This is a genomic window from Klebsiella huaxiensis, assembly GCF_003261575.2.
In the GTDB taxonomy this organism is placed as follows: domain Bacteria; phylum Pseudomonadota; class Gammaproteobacteria; order Enterobacterales; family Enterobacteriaceae; genus Klebsiella; species Klebsiella huaxiensis.
Genome location: NZ_CP036175.1, coordinates 1789105 through 1806938 on the forward strand (window position 1 = coordinate 1789105; position 17834 = coordinate 1806938).

The following is a 17834-nucleotide window of genomic DNA, read 5'->3' on the forward strand; positions in this document are numbered from 1 at the left end:
TCTGCCGCGCCTGATTTTCAGTCATTCTCTCAGCCGCTTTGCGCTATAGTATTCCGACTTATCAGGCTGGAGTTCACAATGCTAAACGTGGAAATGCTGTCCACCGGCGACGAAGTGCTGCATGGGCAAATCGTCGATACTAATGCCGCGTGGCTGGCGGATTTCTTTTTTAATCAAGGATTACCCTTAAAGCGTCGCAATACCGTGGGCGACAATCTTGACGCTCTGGTGGCGATTTTACGCGAGCGTAGCGAGCACGCCGACGTGCTGATCGTTAACGGCGGTCTGGGGCCAACCAGCGACGATCTCAGCGCGCTGGCTGCGGCAACGGCCAAAGGCGAAGGGTTGATTTTGCACGAAGAGTGGCTGGATATGATGACGCGCTTTTTTGCCGAGCGCGGAAGGCCAATGGCCGCCAGCAACCGTAAACAGGCGGAAATTCCGCAAAGCGCCGAGATGATCAATAACCCGGTCGGGACCGCTTGCGGTTTCGCCGTGCAGCTCAATCGCTGCCTGATGTTTTTCACTCCTGGCGTGCCTTCGGAATTCAAAGTGATGATTGAGCAGGAAATCTTACCGCGCTTGCGCGAACGTTTCCCGCTGCCGGCTCCACCGCTGTGTCTGCGTTTGACCACCTTTGGTCGCTCGGAGAGCGAGCTGGCGCAGAGCCTTGACCACCTTCAACTGCCGCCGGGCGTGGTGATGGGCTATCGCTCCTCAATGCCGATTATTGAACTCAAGCTAACCGGGCCTTCTGAGCAGCGCGAAGCGATGCTGGCGCTGTGGCCGGAAGTACAGAAAGTGGCCGGGGAAAGCGTGATCTTTGAAGGCACTGAAGGTCTACCGGCGCAGATTGCCCGTCGCCTGCAAGAGCGCCAGCTGAGCCTGACGCTAAGCGAACAGTTTACCGGCGGCCTGCTGGCGCTACAGCTTTCACGCGTTAACGCACCGCTGCTGGCGAGCGAAGTGATTCCGGCACAGGAAGAGACGTTAGCGCAGGCGGCGCGCTGGGCGGCTGAGCGTCGCGAAAAACACTTTGCCGGTCTGGCGCTGGCGGTCAGCGGTCAGGAGAGCGATCACCTGAACTTTGCGCTCTCAACGCCGGAAGGCACTCACGCGCTGCGGGTGAAATTTAGTACCAATCGTCACAGCGTGCAGGTGCGTCAGGAAGTCTGCGCGATGATGGCCCTGAATATGCTGCGTCGTTGGCTGAACGGTGAGCCGATAGCCGGTGAACATGGCTGGATTAACGTCGTCGAGTCCCTTTCAGTTTAAGTCGTCCCTGGCGTCGGGATCTTCTCCCGGCGCTGTATTTAGTCCAATCTGCTGTACTTCGTTTTAAATATTCTGTGCGTCATCTCCCATTTTTATACCTCTGAATGTCCACTCTTCTGGAATCGCCCCGGCATTTGAAGTTGCTCACAATTTACTTCCCCGACAACCGTAACACTGATTCCAGTATTCAGGATTGGAGTCCAGTATGTTGGAATCAAGCAAAGTCCCGGCGCTGACCCGCGCCATTGATATTCTCAATTTGATCGCCCGCATCGGCCCCTGTAGCGCGGCGACCATTATTGACGAACTGGGTATTCCGAAAAGCACTGCCTATCTGCTGTTAGGTGAGCTGAGAAAACAGCGCTTTCTTAGCATGGATAATCAGGACAATTACTGCCTGTGGACCAAGCTGGTTGAGCTGGCCGGACATGCGCTGAGCAAAATGGACCTGCGCGAACTGGCGCGTTCGCGCCTGACGCAACTGATGGATCAGTGCGGTCTGCTCTGTCACTTAGGCATCATCGATAACGGTAACGCTTACTACATTTTGAAGGTCGAATCCCCGGCCACCATCAGCGTACGTTCGCACGAAGGTAAGAGCCTGTCGCTTTATCGTTCCGGCATTGGTAAATGCCTGCTGGCCTGGCAGCCCGAACGAGTTCAGGAGTCAATTATCAGCGAACTACGGTGGGAACGAGCCACGCCAACCACTATCACTGATGCTCAGCAGCTTCGCGATGAACTGGGGCGTATTCGCGCTCGGGGCTGGAGCTTTGATAACGGCGAAGACTATCCCGACGTGCGCTGCGTCGCTGCGCCGGTATTTAACGCCAATAACGAGCTGACCGCAGCTATCTCGGTGGTGGGGACGCGCCTGCAAATCAATGAAGACAATCGTGATTACCTCGCTGGTAAGGCGATTGCCTGCGCCAAAGATATTTCCCGTCTGTTGGGGTGGAAGAGCCCCTTCGAACAACAAGCTTCATAACAAGGAGAACATCATGACCTTACCGAAAATTAAACACGTCCGCGCCTGGTTTATCGGCGGCGCTACCGCAGAGAAAGGCGCTGGCGGCGGCGATTATCACGACCAGGGAGCGAACCACTGGATTGATGACCACATCGCGACCCCAATGAGCAAATACAAACAGTATGAGCAGTCCCGCCAGTCTTTTGGCATCAACGTGTTGGGTACGCTGATTGTCGAGGTTGAAGCGGAGAATGGGCAGACCGGGTTTGCGGTGTCAACGGCGGGCGAAATGGGCTGCTTTATCGTTGAAAAGCACCTGAACCGTTTTATCGAAGGCAAATGCGTCAGCGATATCAAATTGATCCACGATCAGATGCTCAACGCGACCATGTACTACTCCGGCTCCGGCGGCCTGGTGATGAACACCATCTCCTGTATCGACCTCGCGCTGTGGGATCTGTTCGGTAAAGTGGTTGGCCTGCCGGTGTACAAACTGTTGGGCGGCGCGGTGCGCGATGAAATTCAGTTTTATGCCACCGGTGCCCGTCCGGACCTGGCGCAGAAGATGGGCTTTATCGGCGGCAAAATGCCAACTCACTGGGGTCCGCACGATGGTGACGCGGGGATCCGCAAAGACGCCGCGATGGTCGCTGACATGCGCGAAAAATGCGGTCCGGATTTCTGGCTGATGCTGGATTGCTGGATGAGCCAGGACGTTAATTACGCCACTAAGTTGGCCCATGCCTGCGCGCCTCATAACCTTAAGTGGATTGAAGAGTGTCTGCCGCCGCAGCAGTACGAAGGCTATCGCGAACTCAAACGCAATGCGCCCGCCGGGATGATGGTCACCAGCGGTGAGCACCACGGGACGCTGCAATCGTTCCGCACGCTGTCGGAAACCGGCATCGATATTATGCAGCCTGATGTGGGCTGGTGCGGCGGCCTGACTACGCTGGTGGAGATAGCCGCAATCGCTAAAGCGCGCGGTCAACTGGTGGTCCCACACGGGTCATCGGTCTATTCGCACCATGCGGTCATCACCTTTACCAACACGCCGTTCAGCGAATTCCTGATGACCAGCCCGGATTGCTCAACGATGCGCCCGCAGTTTGACCCGATTCTGCTGGGTGAACCGGTACCGGAAAATGGACGCATTCATAAATCCGTGCTGGATAAACCGGGTTTTGGCGTCGAACTGAACCGCGACTGCAATCTGCAACGTCCTTATAGCCACTGATCCCGCCGTGCCGCACAGCGCTGATGTGCGGCCCATTTTTGAGGATATTACGATGAGCAACACCTTGCTTGAGAGCGTGGTGAAGAAAAGCCGCGCCCGTTTGATTCCCTTTATGCTGGCGCTTTACGTGCTCGCATTTCTTGACCGTTCGAATATTGGCTTTGCCAAAGAGACCTACCAGTTGGATACCGGGCTAAGCAACGAAGCCTATGCGCTGGGTGCGGGGATTTTCTTTGTGGTGTACGCCTTTCTGGGGGTACCCGCTAATCTGTTGATGCGTAAATTCGGTGCGAAAAAGTGGATCGGCTGCACCACGCTGCTGTGGGGCGTTCTGTCTGCGGCGATGGCCTGGGCGGATACGGAAACGAAATTTCTGCTGGTGCGCACTTTACTCGGTGCTGCCGAGGCGGGCTTCTTCCCTGGCATGATCTATCTGACTTCGCAATGGTTCCCTCAGCAAAACCGCGCCAGCATTATGGGGCTGTTTTATATGGGCGCACCGTTGGCGTTAACGCTGGGCTCACCGCTCTCCGGCGCGCTGCTGGAAATGCACGGTTTTATGGGGCACCCAGGCTGGTTCTGGATGTTTGTTATCGAAGGGCTGCTGGCGGTTGGCGCCGGGTTCTTTACCTTCTTTTGGCTTGATGATACGCCGCAAAGCGCACGTTTTCTGACTGCCGCTGAAAAGCAGGCGTTGATTAGCCAGCTTGCCAGCGAAGAGGAGAAAAAGGTCACGTCGCGGCTGTCCGATGCGCTGCGCAATGGGCGCGTCTGGCAGCTCGCCATTATCTACCTGACGATTCAGGTGGCGGTGTATGGTCTGATTTTCTTTCTGCCGACTCAGGTTGCCGCTCTGCTGGGCACCAAAGTGGGATTCTTTGCCTCGGTGGTGACGGCGATTCCGTGGGTTGCCGCATTGTTTGGCACCTGGTTTATCCCGCGTTACTCCGACCGTACCGGCGAGCGACGCAATATTGCGGCGTTCACCCTGTTGGCGGCGGCGATCGGTATTGCAGTCTCCGGGTTGGTGTCACCGGTACTGGCGATTATCGCGCTGTGCGTGGCGGCGGTCGGCGTGATTGCCGTGCAGCCGGTTTTCTGGACCATGCCGACGCAGTTGTTGTCCGGCACCGCGTTGGCCGCAGGCATCGGCTTCGTGAACCTGTTCGGTGCGATTGGTGGTTTCCTGGCACCGATTATTCGCGTCCAGGCCGAAACGATTTTTGCCAGCAATTCTGCCGGATTATTGACGCTCGCCTGCGTGGCGATTGTTGGGGTTGTTATTATCTTTTCACTGCGCGTTAATCGCACGGTGCCGCAGGCTGGCAGCGTACAGCATTAATTTAAGGGAGAACTATGAACGCAATTTTATCGAACCCATTTAAAGCGGGATTATTGAAGGGAGAAACGCAAATTGGCCTGTGGCTGAGCTCGACCTCCTCCTACATGGCTGAGATCGCCGCCACCTCGGGTTACGACTGGCTGCTGATTGATGGTGAACATGCGCCAAATACCATTCAGGATCTCTACCACCAGCTACAGGCGATCGCCCCCTACGCCAGCCAGCCGGTGATTCGCCCCGTAGAGGGCAATCGTAGCCTGATTAAACAGGTGCTGGATATTGGTGCCAGAACGCTATTGATCCCGATGGTCGATACCGCCGAACAGGCGCGGGAGATTGTTTCGGCAACCCGCTATCCGCCGGTGGGTACGCGCGGAGTCGGGGCCGGAGTCGCTCGTGCCGCGCGCTGGGGACGGGTGGAAAACTATATGGCGCAGGCTAACGATGAGCTGTGTTTGCTGATCCAGGTAGAGAGCAAAACGGCGCTTGATAACCTGGATGCAATTCTCGAAGTGGAAGGCATTGACGGCGTATTTATCGGCCCGGCGGATTTATCGGCCTCGCTGGGGTATCCAGATAACGCCGGTCACCCGGAGGTGCAGCGGATCATTGAGCAGAGCATCCGGCGTATTCGCGAGGCGGGAAAAGCCGCTGGATTCCTGGCCGTCGACCCGGAGATGGCGCACAAAGCGCTGGCCTGGGGGGCAAATTTTGTTGCCGTGGGCGTCGATACCAACCTTTATACCAGCGCACTGGATAAGCGCCTGGCGATGTTCAAACCAGTAGCCGAACAGGCGGAGGGAAAGGGGAGCTACTAGTCTCCCCATCGCAGGCGCTGACCTCAGGCCAGCGCCTGCGCCAGCAGGGTGATGGGATGTTCGCAGCGTTTGCTGGTGGACATCTCAATTTGCCATTTGCAGGTTTCGCAATCGGTCACTACCAGGTCAGCGCCGCTCTCTTCAATTTGCCGGAACAGCGGTGCGCCAATCGCCTGCGATGAGTCGTAGTTCTCCGACTTAAACCCGTAGGTTCCGGCGATCCCGCAGCACTGGGAGTCGAGCACTTCAAGCTGTAATCCGGGGATTAGCCGCAGCAGCTCAAGGGTATACAGCGACCAGCCCATTTTCTCCATATGACAAGGCGTGTGATAAACCACCTTCAGCGGCAGCGGTTTTAACTTCAGAGGCCGACCCGCATCCAACTGACGCCAGATCCAGCGGGTTGCCAGCTCGACCCGGTCGCGAATGTCGTGGTTGTCGATATCAAGCACGTGCGGATATTCATCGCGCAGGGTGAAGGTGCAGGTTGATGACGTGGCGACAATCGGCAGGCTATTTTCCCGCATCGCGGTGACGTTGCTCAGCGCCTGTTTACGCGCTTTAGCAAAAAAACCGTTGGCAATCAGCGGCACCCCGCAGCACTTCTCTTTGCTGAGCAGTTGAACGCCGATGCCCATCGCATTGAGTACATGAACCAGATCTTTTCCGAGCTGAGGATGGTTGTAGTTCACATAGCAGCCGTGAAAGAACGCCACCTGCTCGCTGTACTGTGCCTGTTGGGCGGCCAGTTGACGAAAGGCGCGGCGGAAGGTGCCAAAGCCATATTTGGGCAGCGTGCGGCGATGGTCGATTTTGAGCGCCGCATCCAGAATCCGGCGTACCGGCATTAGACCGGTGGCAACGTTGACCAGTGGAGCAAACGGCGTGGAGAGCGTCCCCATTAGATCGGTATGACTGAGGATCGCATCGCGTAATGTCGGCTTTTGCTGGCTGTATTGGATGCGTGCCCGCTGAATAATATCGCCGATTTTGACATCTGAAGGGCAGGCCACCTCGCAGCGTTTGCAGTTGATACAGTATTTTAATGCTTCATCGTAAAGCGCCCCGTCTTTCAGGCGCAGGCGTTCGCCGTCCGGGCCAGCCTGTTTTGGCCCTGGATAGCGTGGATTGACCCGACTGACCGGGCAGGTCGTGGTGCAAACGGTGCATTTAATACAGTGTTCGAATCGGGTGTCGTTCATGATTCACCTCCGGCAAGCTCGCTGATCAGCTTCGCGGCGTGTAGCGCTGTCACCGCACAGACGCCGCCGCCGCATCCCAGCGCGATGGCGTCAAAACCCCCAAGCACAGAACCGATGGCGAACAGATTCTCCAGCGTCTCCCCATGAAGCTGCGGGCGCAGGGAGGCATCCGTTTTCAGGCCGAAGCGCTGCCAGGGTTGCGAGGCAAAAAAGTCCCGTTGATACCAGTTTTCGCGCGGCAGAGTCTGCTGAAGGTCGAGGCCAAGAATCGGCTCCCGCACGCCGTTTCGTTCGGCGACCAGCCCATTGCTAAAAAAGCTGCCGCTGGCCAGCACCGTGAAGCGCGGGCGCAGTGGGATATCACCGTGGTTACGCGTCCAGACTGCGTTAACAAGGCCGTCCTGGTGGCTGATATTGACCGCTTCGTCGCCGGTAAGCCAGGTGCCGCCGCTGCGGACGAACTGCCGCTGTAGCTGGGCGTGCAGACGCATGCCCGGCACCGACGGCGGTAGAGTGGGCAGCAGGCGAAGCGGGCAGGGCAGACGCTGTTGGAGCCAGCGATACAACCGGTCGTCGGCGAGACCGAAGCAGGCGGGCATGATTAGCAGGTCGTGTTGTTGCGCCAGCGGACGAAGAGCCATCAGCAGCGCGGGCCAGTGGATTTCATCATCCAGCAGGCGGGCAATATTGGCGGCGCGAAATTCGGACGGGTTATCGCGCAGGACGTCGAGCAGCGGTAAATCAATCTCTTGCGCAGTGGCGCTGATGCCGTTCTGGTTCAGTGAAGCGGCGGCCAGGTGCGGTTGAAAATCGGCAAAACCGCTGATGCCGACCAGGCCAACCCGACGGGCTGGCAGCGGTGCGGTGGCGATCTCCTGCGGTGAAAGCCAGGCCGCGCGTAGCGTGCCTAACGGTGTGACCCGCAGATGCGGCTGGCTGGTATCCCCCTGCATAGCGATATTGCAGTAGGTAAGCAGGCTCTGGGTTTGCGCGGCGTACTCCATGACCTGTTTGACGCCAAGTCTGGCATAAGGGTGTTCGGGAAGCTGCTTTGTTAACTGGCCGATGCCGTGAGCGACATCGGTGACGGTTTCGCCGTTCGGCAGCGCGGAGAGTAAATCCAGCGAGGCGGAAGAGAAGTGCAGGGCGCTCTGACCACGGCTGATAATCACGCTACGCAGGCCGCGTTGATTTAGCGCCAGTCCGCACAGGAGTCCGGCGAGTCCGCCACCGATAATCGCGCAATCAAACTTCATCCTGATGCTCCTTTTCTAGCCCGCACAGGCCGAGATAGACCCAGCGGGTGAACTCACTTTCGCGAAGTGCATCGCCCCATGCGATGGGCTGCACGCCTTTCCAGCGTTCGTTGAGAAATTCGGACAGCTGCGTTAGCGAGCGGGCGGAAGTGGTGACGTTGAAACGCTGGAGCAGTCCGGCGGCGCGGCAGGCGCAAAGCTCGCCCTGGCAGGTTCCCATGCCAATCCGGGTACGGCGGCGTAAATCGAGCAGGTTTTTTACCGCCAGATTTTCTACTGCGTACTGAACTTCTCCGGCGGTGACCGCCTCGCATTCGCAGATCAGGCTACGGTGCTGACGGCTATCGCCAAGCCATGCCGGGGTGCGGTCGCCGTGGCGGTAAATAGCCGACCCGCGTAGCGGCGCGGGTAAAGAGATAATTTTGCGCAGGGTGGTTTCCGTGGGTTCTTGCGAGCCCGGCAGCGGCGTGTCGGCGGTGGTGCAGGCGACGGCGTTACCGAGCTTACGGCATACGGCATCGGTGGCCCATTCCGCCATCAGGCGATAGGTCATCAGCTTGCCGCCGGTAATGGTAATAAAGCCGTTCAGACCGTCGCGCTCGGCGTGGTCGAGCAGAACGATGCCGCGGCTGACGCTACGTCCGCTCGGGTCGTCATCGCTTGCGACCAGCGGGCGCACGCCGGAGTAGGCGCGCAGTACTCGAGTGCGGCCCAGCACCGGGGCCAGCTTTTCGCCTTCGCGCAGTAGAATATCAACTTCGGCGGCGGTGACCCGATTGTCATCAATCTCATCGTAAGCGATGTGCGTTGAGGTGGTACCAATCAGCGAGATGGTATCGCCGGGGACCAGGATATCGGCATCGGCAGGTTTACGGCAGCGGTTGATAACCTGCTGGTTAATGCGATGGTCGAGGATAAGCAGCGAGCCCTTAGCCGGGAACATGGCGACGCGCAGGTCGGCATATTCGGCGATGCGCTGCCCCCAGATCCCGGCAGCGTTAACCACCACGCTGGCGCGTAGAGCCTGCGCCTGACGCTGTGAGTGGTTGTAGAGTTGTACGCCGCTGACGGTATCGCCATTGCGCAGCAGACCCGTCACTTCGCAGCCGGTATAAATCAAGGCGCCATGCTCGCGAGCATCCAGCATATTGGCGGCAGTGAGGCGGAACGGGTCGACTGTGCCGTCAGGAACCTGCACCGCGCCGAGCAGCGTTGGGTTAACCGCAGGCTCAATACGCAGCGCTTCGGCAGGTGTCAGAGGATTGGCATCGATGCCCGCTTGTTGACAGGCGGTAATAAAGGTTTGCTGGTAGGCCAGGTCGTCTTCGGGGAGGGTGATAAACAATCCGCTGGTCGGTTCAATACAGTGGCGGGCGATGCGGCGTAAAATGCGGTTTTCGCTGATGCACTCCCGCGCTGATTCGCTATCGGTGACCGCATAGCGCGCGCCGCTGTGCAGCAATCCATGGTTGCGGCCAGTAGCCCCGGTAGCGATATCATAACGCTCAACCAGCGCCACCTTCAGTCCGCGCAGCGCGCAGTCGCGCGCAATTCCGGCACCCGTTGCGCCGCCGCCAATAATAATGACCTCGAAGTCTGAGTTGGCAGAATTCATTCTGTGCCCCCGATGTTCGTTTTACATCATTAAGGCACGTGTTTATTTATTTTTGTTTGATATCGAACATATTCGAACTTAAAACGAAAATTTTATTGCCGTTTTGTGCAGCGGATCGTTTAAATTTTGCCTTCTGTGACCCGTTGATGGAGGCACTTATATTGCCGACAATTTGCATGCCACCGCTGACAAAGCCGGACAGCTGGTAACCTGTTTTCTGATCGCGGCGATTATTATTCGCCCGTTTGCCGGGCAGCGGGTAGGGAAATATTCGAATAAAACGGTTCTGATGTTTTCTTCTCTGGCCTTTTTGGTAGTGACTGCGTTATATCCGCTTTGCCATTCTATCGAAGCATTGCTATTTATTCGCGTGCTTCATGGGAGCACTTTTGGGGTGATAACAACGGTGAAGGGGGCGATTTCTGCGCGCTGTCCGGGTCCAAACTGTCTGCGCCAATAACGCCTGTTGGGATAGGCTCTAAGCATTACATCTCAATTTCAATGTCCCCTTTTGCCCGGCAGCAGCAGGGCAAAATTTCTCCCGGCTGGATAAACGCCAGCGGCTCGGTTAGCCAGTCAACCTGACCGGAAACCAGCCGCGTGCGGCAGGAGCCGCAGTAGCCTTCGCGGCACTGATACTCCACGTCGATATTGTGCGATTCCAGGGCTGCCAGCAGGGAGGGATGTTCATCCTGACACTCAAGACGAGTGTCAGAAATCTTCAGAAAAATGCGTTTCATCAGAGCTGGAAGTTGCTCAGATCGTCGGCGTCGACTTCGGAATCGATCTGCCCGACCAGGTAAGAACTGACCTCCACTTCCTGTGGCGCAACCTGCACGTTATCGGACACCAGCCAGGTGTTGATCCATGGGATCGGGTTGGAGCGGGTCTGGAACGGCAGATCGAGACCGACTGCCTGCATGCGGATATTGGTGATGTACTCCACATACTGACAGAGGATATCTTTGTTCAGGCCGATCATCGAGCCGTCACGGAACAGATAGTCCGCCCACTCTTTCTCCTGCTGCGCCGCCAGCACGAACAGGTCATAGCACTCCTGCTTGCACTCTTCAGCAATTTCCGCCATTTCCGGGTCATCGACGCCAGAACGCAGCAGGTTCAGCATATGTTGAGTGCCGGTCAGGTGCAGCGCTTCGTCACGGGCGATCAGGCGGATAATTTTGGCGTTGCCTTCCATCAGCTTGCGCTCGGCAAAGGCGAATGAGCAGGCGAAGCTGACGTAGAAGCGGATGGCTTCCAGCGCGTTCACGCTCATCAGGCACAGGTAGAGTTTCTTTTTCAGCTCGCGCAGGTTAACGGTAATGGTTTTGCCGTTAACGCTGTGTGTACCTTCGCCCAGCAGGTGCCAGTAGCTGGTTAGCTCGATCAATTCATCGTAATAACTGGAGATCCCTTCCGCGCGTTTCTGAATCTGCTCGTTGGTGACGATATCGTCAAACACCACCGCCGGATCGTTGACGATATTACGGATTATATGGGTGTAGGAGCGCGAGTGGATGGTTTCGGAAAACGCCCAGGTTTCAACCCAGGTTTCCAGTTCCGGAATCGAAATCAGCGGCAGCAGAGCGACGTTCGGACTGCGTCCCTGGATGGAGTCGAGCAGCGTCTGATACTTCAGGTTGCTGATGAAGATATGTTTTTCATGCTCCGGTAGCGCCTGATAGTCGATACGGTCACGGGAAACGTCAACCTCTTCCGGACGCCAGAAGAAGGAGAGCTGTTTTTCAATCAGCTTTTCGAAGATGTCATATTTTTGCTGATCGTAACGGGCGACGTTCACCGGCTGACCAAAAAACATTGGCTCAAGCAGTTGGTCATTTTTCGTCTGTGAAAAGGTGGTGTATGCCATTGAAGTGAGTCCTGTTGAGATTGTATCGCCCGGCGGCACTTCGTTTGCCGGGCCTACAAAACCGTAGGCCGGGTAAGCGTAGCGCCACCCGGCAAAATAACTTAGATCTTACATGCGCCGCTTTCGCAGCCATCGTCCTGAATGGACGGCGCCAGGTCATCCTGGGCATCTTCCGCGCCATCACGGGTGTTGTGATAGTACAGAGTTTTCACGCCGAATTTATAGGCATTGAGCAAGTCTTTCAGCAACTGCTGCATCGGCACTTTTCCTGACGGGAAACGCGTCGGGTCGTAGTTGGTGTTGGCAGAAATCGACTGGTCGATAAACTTCTGCATAATGCCCACCAGCTGTAAATAGCCGTCGTTGTTCGGCATTTCCCATAGCAGCTCGTAGCCGTTTTGCAGTTTTTCGTAATCCGGCACCACCTGGCGCAGGATACCGTCTTTCGACGCTTTGATGCTGACGTGACCGCGCGGCGGTTCAATGCCGTTAGTGGCGTTGGAGATCTGCGAAGAGGTCTCGGACGGCATCAGCGCGGAGAGCGTGGAGTTACGCAGGCCGTGTGTTTTGATTGATTCGCGCAGGGCTTCCCAGTCGTAGTGCAGGGATTCGCTGACGATAGCATCGAGATCTTTTTTATAGGTATCGATCGGCAGAACGCCTTTCGCATAGGTGGTTTCGTTAAACCACGGGCATGCGCCTTGCTCGATAGCCAGCTCGTTAGAAGCTTTCAGCAGGTAATACTGAATGGCTTCGAACGTTTTATGCGTCAGGTTGTTGGCGCTGCCGTCGGAGTAGCGTTTACCGTGCTTCGCCAGATAGTAGGCGAAGTTAATCACGCCAATACCCAGAGTACGACGACCCATCGCGCCGCGTTTAGCGGCCGGGATCGGGTAGTCCTGGTAATCGAGCAGGGCGTCCAGAGCGCGAACCGCCAGTACCGCCAGGTCTTCCAGCTCATCAAGGCTATCAATAACGCCGAGGTTGAAAGCGGACAGGGTGCACAGCGCAATTTCACCGTTTTCGTCGTTCACATCATCCAGCGGTTTGGTCGGCAGGGCGATTTCCAGGCACAGGTTGGACTGGCGCACCGGTGCGACAACCGGGTCAAACGGGCTGTGGGTGTTGCAGTGGTCAACGTTCTGAATATAGATACGGCCGGTAGAGGCGCGTTCCTGCATCATCAGCGAGAACAGTTCAACCGCTTTAATACGCTGTTTGCGGATGCTGTCATCCTGCTCATATTGAGTGTACAGACGCTCGAACTCGTCCTGGTCGGCGAAGAATGCATCGTACAGGCCCGGAACGTCGGACGGGCTGAACAGGGTGATATCTCCACCTTTCAGCAGACGGGTGTACATAAGCTTGTTGATCTGTACGCCGTAGTCCATGTGACGAACACGGTTAGCGTCGGTACCACGGTTATTTTTCAGCACCAGCAGGCTTTCAACTTCCAGATGCCACATTGGGTAGAAGAGAGTCGCCGCACCACCGCGCACGCCGCCCTGCGAGCAGGATTTTACCGCAGTCTGGAAGTGCTTATAGAATGGGATACAACCGGTGTGGAACGCTTCGCCGCCGCGAATCGGGCTACCTAGCGCGCGGATACGACCGGCGTTGATACCAATACCGGCACGCTGGGAAACGTATTTCACAATCGCGCTGGAGGTGGCATTGATGGAATCCAGGCTGTCGCCGCACTCAATCAGGACGCAGGAGCTGAACTGGCGAGTTGGGGTACGCACGCCGGACATGATCGGCGTTGGCAGCGAGATCTTAAAGGTGGACACCGCGTCATAGAAACGCTTGATATAGTCCAGACGCGTCTCGCGCGGGTAGTTAGAGAACAGGCAGGCGGCAACCAGAATGTACAGGAACTGGGCGCTTTCGTAGATCTCACCGGTCACGCGGTTCTGCACCAGATATTTCCCTTCCAGCTGCTTAACCGCCGCGTAGGAGAAGGTCATGTCGCGATCGTGCTCGATGAACGAATCCATCTGCTTGAACTCTTCTTCCGTGTAGTCTTCCAGCAGATGAGTATCGTATTTGCCGTTTTTCACCATCTTTGACACGTGATCGAACAGCGCTGGCGGCTCAAACTGGCCGTAGGCTTTTTTACGCAGATGGAAAATCGCCAGACGCGCGGCGAGATACTGGTAATCCGGTGCCTCGCGGGAGATAAGGTCCGCAGCGGCTTTAATAATAGTTTCGTGAATATCGGCGGTTTTGATGCCGTCATAGAACTGAATGTGTGAACGCAGTTCTACCTGAGAAATCGAAACGTTATTCAGTCCTTCTGCCGCCCAATCCAGCACGCGGTGGATTTTGTCGAGATTGATGCGCTCGGTGCTACCGTCACGCTTTGTCACCAGCAGACTCTGATTCATGTGGATTATACCTGTCCGTGAAAGAAAATATCCCCCACTTATCCACAGATAGCCGTTGTGACTAACTCTGTGGATAAATACTATATGTAGGGGGTGGTCGATAAAAGAAACGCTATATGGTGAGTATTCTAGTAAGGATTCTTTTGAGTACAAGAGTTGATTTTGAGGTTAAATTGAGGTTGCGGAAGCGTAATGATCGCTAAGTCCACGCCACATAAGGCCTGGAAGAGATGTCAATAAATCAGAAAAAAAAATGAAAATTTGATCGAGTGCTGATTTCTTCATCGGAAGAAAAAATCACGCGGCTTGATGCCGCGCAATCATCATAAGAAAAGCAGCTGACGTTATGCGCTTTTGGCTGTTGTATGCAACATATAGTTAACATCAACGCCGGGTGCCAGCTTGAAGGTGTTGGTCAGCGGATTGTAATGCAGGCCAGTAATATGCTGCTCTTTCAGAATAGTCTGATCAACCCAACCAATCAGCTCCGCGGGTTTAATGAATTTCTTCACGTCATGAGTTCCCTTCGGCACCATCTTCATTACGTACTCAGCACCCACCACCGCCATTAGCCACGCTTTACCGTTACGGTTAATCGTAGAGAAGAAGACCTGGCCGCCAGGTTTTACTAATCGCGCACAGGCGTGAACTACGGATTGCGGATCAGGGACATGCTCCAGCATCTCCATACAGGTAACCACGTCATACTGTTGGGCATGCTTCGCTGCGTGCTCTTCAACGGTTTCCTGGACATATTCGACTTGAATGCCGCTTTCCAGAGCATGCAGTTTTGCCACCTGCAGCGGTTCGAATCCCATATCCAGACCGGTCACCGTTGCGCCTTCGCGGGCCATACTTTCGGCAAGAATACCGCCGCCGCAGCCGACATCGAGCACTTTTTTGCCGAACAGGCCGCCGGAGCGCTCCGCGATATAACCGAGACGTAGAGGATTGATGCGATGCAATGGCTTGAACTCACCCTCTAAATCCCACCAGCGCGATGCGACGGCTTCAAATTTAGCGATTTCATTATGATCAACGTTGGGGGCCACCGACGGTTTTTCGGCATTCATGGGCGCTTTTACTCCTTTTCAGTTCAGGTCCGCGAGTATATCAGCAGACCGCCATGAATAAACCGTATTGGTTTACCTCTATCACCGCGGCTGTGTTATAATTTGCGACCTTTGAATCCGGGATACAGTAGAGGGATAGCGGTTAGATGAGCGACCTTGCGAGAGAAATTACACCGGTCAACATTGAGGAAGAGCTGAAGAGCTCGTATCTGGATTATGCGATGTCGGTCATTGTTGGCCGTGCGCTGCCGGACGTCCGAGATGGCCTTAAGCCGGTACACCGTCGCGTACTATACGCCATGAACGTATTGGGCAATGACTGGAACAAAGCCTATAAAAAATCTGCCCGTGTCGTGGGTGACGTCATCGGTAAATACCACCCGCATGGTGATATTGCCGTATATGACACCATTGTCCGTATGGCACAGCCATTCTCCTTGCGCTACATGCTGGTAGATGGCCAGGGTAACTTTGGTTCTGTCGATGGGGACTCCGCCGCAGCGATGCGTTATACGGAAATCCGTATGTCGAAGATCGCCCACGAGCTGATGGCCGACCTGGAAAAAGAGACGGTGGATTTCGTCGATAACTATGACGGCACGGAGAAGATCCCTGACGTCATGCCGACCAAAATCCCGAACCTGTTAGTGAACGGTTCGTCCGGTATCGCGGTCGGGATGGCGACCAACATTCCGCCGCACAACCTGACCGAAGTCATCAATGGCTGTCTGGCCTATGTTGATAACGAAGACATCAGCATTGAAGGGCTGATGGAACACATTCCGGGCCCGGACTTCCCGACCGCCGCGATCATTAACGGTCGTCGTGGTATTGAAGAAGCCTATCGTACCGGTCGCGGTAAAGTGTACATTCGCGCTCGCGCGGAAGTGGAAGCTGACGCGAAAACCGGTCGCGAAACCATCATCGTGCATGAAATTCCGTATCAGGTGAACAAAGCGCGCCTGATTGAGAAAATTGCCGAGCTGGTAAAAGACAAACGCGTTGAAGGCATTAGCGCGCTGCGTGACGAGTCTGATAAAGACGGTATGCGCATCGTGATTGAAGTGAAACGCGACGCGGTGGGTGAAGTGGTTCTCAACAACCTCTACTCCCAGACCCAACTGCAGGTCTCCTTCGGTATCAACATGGTTGCGTTGCACCATGGTCAGCCGAAGATTATGAACCTGAAAGAAATTATTGCCGCGTTCGTACGCCACCGCCGTGAAGTGGTGACCCGTCGTACCATTTTCGAACTGCGTAAAGCCCGCGATCGTGCGCACATCCTTGAAGCGCTGGCGATTGCCCTGGCCAACATCGACCCGATTATCGAACTGATTCGCCGCGCGCCGACCCCGGCGGAAGCGAAAGCTGGCTTGATTGCACGTTCATGGGACTTGGGCAACGTTTCCGCGATGCTGGAACGTGCTGGTGATGATGCCGCGCGTCCTGAGTGGCTGGAGCCTGAATTCGGCGTACGCGACGGCCAGTACTATCTGACCGAACAGCAGGCCCAGGCGATTCTGGATCTGCGTTTGCAGAAACTAACCGGCCTTGAGCATGAAAAACTGCTCGACGAATACAAAGAGCTGCTGGAACAGATTGCTGAACTGCTGCACATTCTGGGCAGCGCCGATCGCCTGATGGAAGTGATTCGCGAAGAGCTGGAGCTGGTCCGTGAACAGTTTGGCGACGCGCGTCGTACGGAAATCACCGCTAACAGCGCTGATATCAACATCGAAGATCTGATCAACCAGGAAGATGTTGTTGTGACGCTGTCTCATCAGGGCTACGTGAAGTATCAGCCGCTTACCGATTACGAAGCTCAGCGTCGGGGCGGTAAAGGCAAGTCAGCTGCACGTATTAAAGAAGAAGACTTTATCGATCGTCTGCTGGTGGCCAACACCCATGACACGATCCTGTGCTTCTCCAGCCGTGGTCGTCTGTACTGGATGAAAGTTTATCAGCTGCCGGAAGCGAGCCGTGGTGCGCGTGGCCGTCCGATCGTCAACCTGCTGCCGCTGGAAGCCAACGAACGTATCACCGCTATTCTGCCGGTGCGCGAGTACGAAGAGGGCGTGAACGTCTTTATGGCCACCGCCAGCGGTACCGTGAAGAAAACGGCGCTAACCGAGTTCAGCCGTCCGCGTTCGGCCGGTATTATTGCGGTTAACCTCAACGAAGGCGATGAGCTGATTGGCGTCGATCTGACCTCGGGTCAGGATGAAGTCATGTTGTTCTCTGCTGCCGGTAAAGTGGTGCGCTTTAAAGAAGATGCTGTCCGCGCGATGGGTCGTACCGCGACCGGCGTGCGCGGTATCAAGCTTGCAGGCGAGGACAAAGTCGTTTCTCTGATTATTCCGCGTGGTGAAGGGGCTATCCTGACCGTGACGCAGAATGGCTACGGTAAACGTACTGCGGCTGAAGAGTATCCGACCAAATCTCGTGCGACGCAGGGCGTTATCTCGATCAAAGTGACCGAGCGTAACGGTTCCGTGGTGGGTGCGGTGCAGGTAACTGATACCGACCAGATCATGATGATCACCGATGCCGGTACGCTGGTGCGTACCCGCGTGTCGGAAGTCAGCGTGGTAGGGCGTAACACCCAGGGCGTTATCCTCATCCGTACCGCGGAAGATGAAAACGTGGTGGGCCTGCAGCGTGTTGCTGAGCCGGTTGATGATGAAGAACTGGATGCCATCGACGGCAGCGCAGCGGAAGGCGATGAGGATATCGCGCCGGAAGCGGACACTGACGACGACATCGCCGAAGATGAAGAGTAATTCTCTGCG

The 17834-nt window shown here is 55.9% G+C and carries 13 protein-coding genes and 1 pseudogene; 7 read left to right on the top strand and 7 right to left on the bottom strand.

All coding sequences use genetic code 11. The features are described from left to right. Positions 1–78 precede the first annotated feature (78 nt). The 5 genes from DA718_RS08635 (at position 79) to yfaU (ending at position 5642) form a co-directional block, all read left to right on the top strand. The gene (locus DA718_RS08635) at positions 79–1275 is read left to right on the top strand and encodes a nicotinamide mononucleotide deamidase-related protein YfaY (protein ID WP_112213020.1); all 1197 of its coding nucleotides are present in this window, start codon (positions 79–81) and stop codon (positions 1273–1275) included. Positions 1276–1480: 205 nt separating this feature from the next. Beyond that, on the top strand, positions 1481–2263 hold the full coding sequence (locus tag DA718_RS08640) for an IclR family transcriptional regulator (protein WP_110272313.1): 783 nt from the start codon (positions 1481–1483) through the stop codon (positions 2261–2263). A gap of 13 nt (positions 2264–2276) precedes the next feature. Beyond that, positions 2277–3482 carry an L-rhamnonate dehydratase gene (rhmD, locus tag DA718_RS08645; protein WP_112213021.1) on the top strand — a complete coding sequence of 402 codons (1206 nt, stop codon included), beginning with the start codon at positions 2277–2279 and terminating at the stop codon, positions 3480–3482. Positions 3483–3534: 52 nt separating this feature from the next. Beyond that, positions 3535–4824 (top strand): MFS transporter, encoded by a 1290-nt coding sequence (locus tag DA718_RS08650; protein ID WP_112213022.1) that lies wholly within the window; start codon positions 3535–3537, stop codon positions 4822–4824. A gap of 14 nt (positions 4825–4838) precedes the next feature. Continuing rightward, positions 4839–5642, top strand: a complete 804-nt coding sequence (gene yfaU / locus DA718_RS08655; protein WP_112213023.1) for a 2-keto-3-deoxy-L-rhamnonate aldolase — start codon at positions 4839–4841, stop codon at positions 5640–5642. Positions 5643–5665: 23 nt separating this feature from the next. On the opposite strand, the gene glpC is transcribed toward yfaU, so the two are convergent. The 3 genes from glpC to glpA are packed head-to-tail and all read right to left on the bottom strand — an operon-like array spanning position 5666 to position 9715. Then, on the bottom strand, positions 5666–6844 hold the full coding sequence (gene glpC, locus DA718_RS08660; protein ID WP_112213024.1) for an anaerobic glycerol-3-phosphate dehydrogenase subunit GlpC: 1179 nt from the start codon (positions 6842–6844) through the stop codon (positions 5666–5668). Continuing rightward, complete coding sequence (glpB, locus tag DA718_RS08665) at positions 6841–8100, bottom strand: glycerol-3-phosphate dehydrogenase subunit GlpB (RefSeq protein WP_112213025.1); 1260 nt, start codon at positions 8098–8100, stop codon at positions 6841–6843. The genes glpC and glpB overlap by 4 nt, the downstream gene beginning before the upstream one ends. Further along, positions 8090–9715: an anaerobic glycerol-3-phosphate dehydrogenase subunit A gene (gene glpA / locus DA718_RS08670; RefSeq protein ID WP_112213026.1), complete on the bottom strand. Its 1626-nt coding sequence runs from the start codon at positions 9713–9715 to the stop codon at positions 8090–8092. Before glpA ends, glpB begins: the two co-directional genes overlap by 11 nt. A 157-nt stretch (positions 9716–9872) precedes the next feature. Between glpA and DA718_RS08675 the strand changes: the two are divergent. Then, positions 9873–10145: pseudogene (locus tag DA718_RS08675) on the top strand (MFS transporter); the annotation flags it as partial. 55 nt (positions 10146–10200) lie between these two features. Here the strand turns inward: DA718_RS08675 and yfaE are convergent. The 4 genes from yfaE to ubiG form a co-directional block, all read right to left on the bottom strand. Next, positions 10201–10455, bottom strand: coding sequence for a class I ribonucleotide reductase maintenance protein YfaE (yfaE, locus tag DA718_RS08680; protein ID WP_002913017.1), 255 nt, complete (start codon positions 10453–10455; stop codon positions 10201–10203). After that, entirely contained in the window at positions 10455–11585 is a 1131-nt protein-coding gene (gene nrdB / locus DA718_RS08685) for a class Ia ribonucleoside-diphosphate reductase subunit beta (protein WP_112213027.1), read from the bottom strand. The genes yfaE and nrdB overlap by 1 nt, the downstream gene beginning before the upstream one ends. Positions 11586–11686: 101 nt before the next feature. Next, entirely contained in the window at positions 11687–13972 is a 2286-nt protein-coding gene (nrdA, locus tag DA718_RS08690; protein ID WP_112213028.1) for a class 1a ribonucleoside-diphosphate reductase subunit alpha, read from the bottom strand. Between the two features lie 344 nt (positions 13973–14316). After that, complete coding sequence (gene ubiG, locus DA718_RS08700) at positions 14317–15045, bottom strand: bifunctional 2-polyprenyl-6-hydroxyphenol methylase/3-demethylubiquinol 3-O-methyltransferase UbiG (protein WP_112213029.1); 729 nt, start codon at positions 15043–15045, stop codon at positions 14317–14319. Positions 15046–15191: 146 nt separating this feature from the next. Here ubiG and gyrA point away from each other — a divergent pair, with 146 nt between their 5' ends. Further along, entirely contained in the window at positions 15192–17825 is a 2634-nt protein-coding gene (gene gyrA, locus DA718_RS08705; protein WP_112213030.1) for a DNA topoisomerase (ATP-hydrolyzing) subunit A, read from the top strand. The last annotated feature ends 9 nt before the right edge of the window (positions 17826–17834 follow it).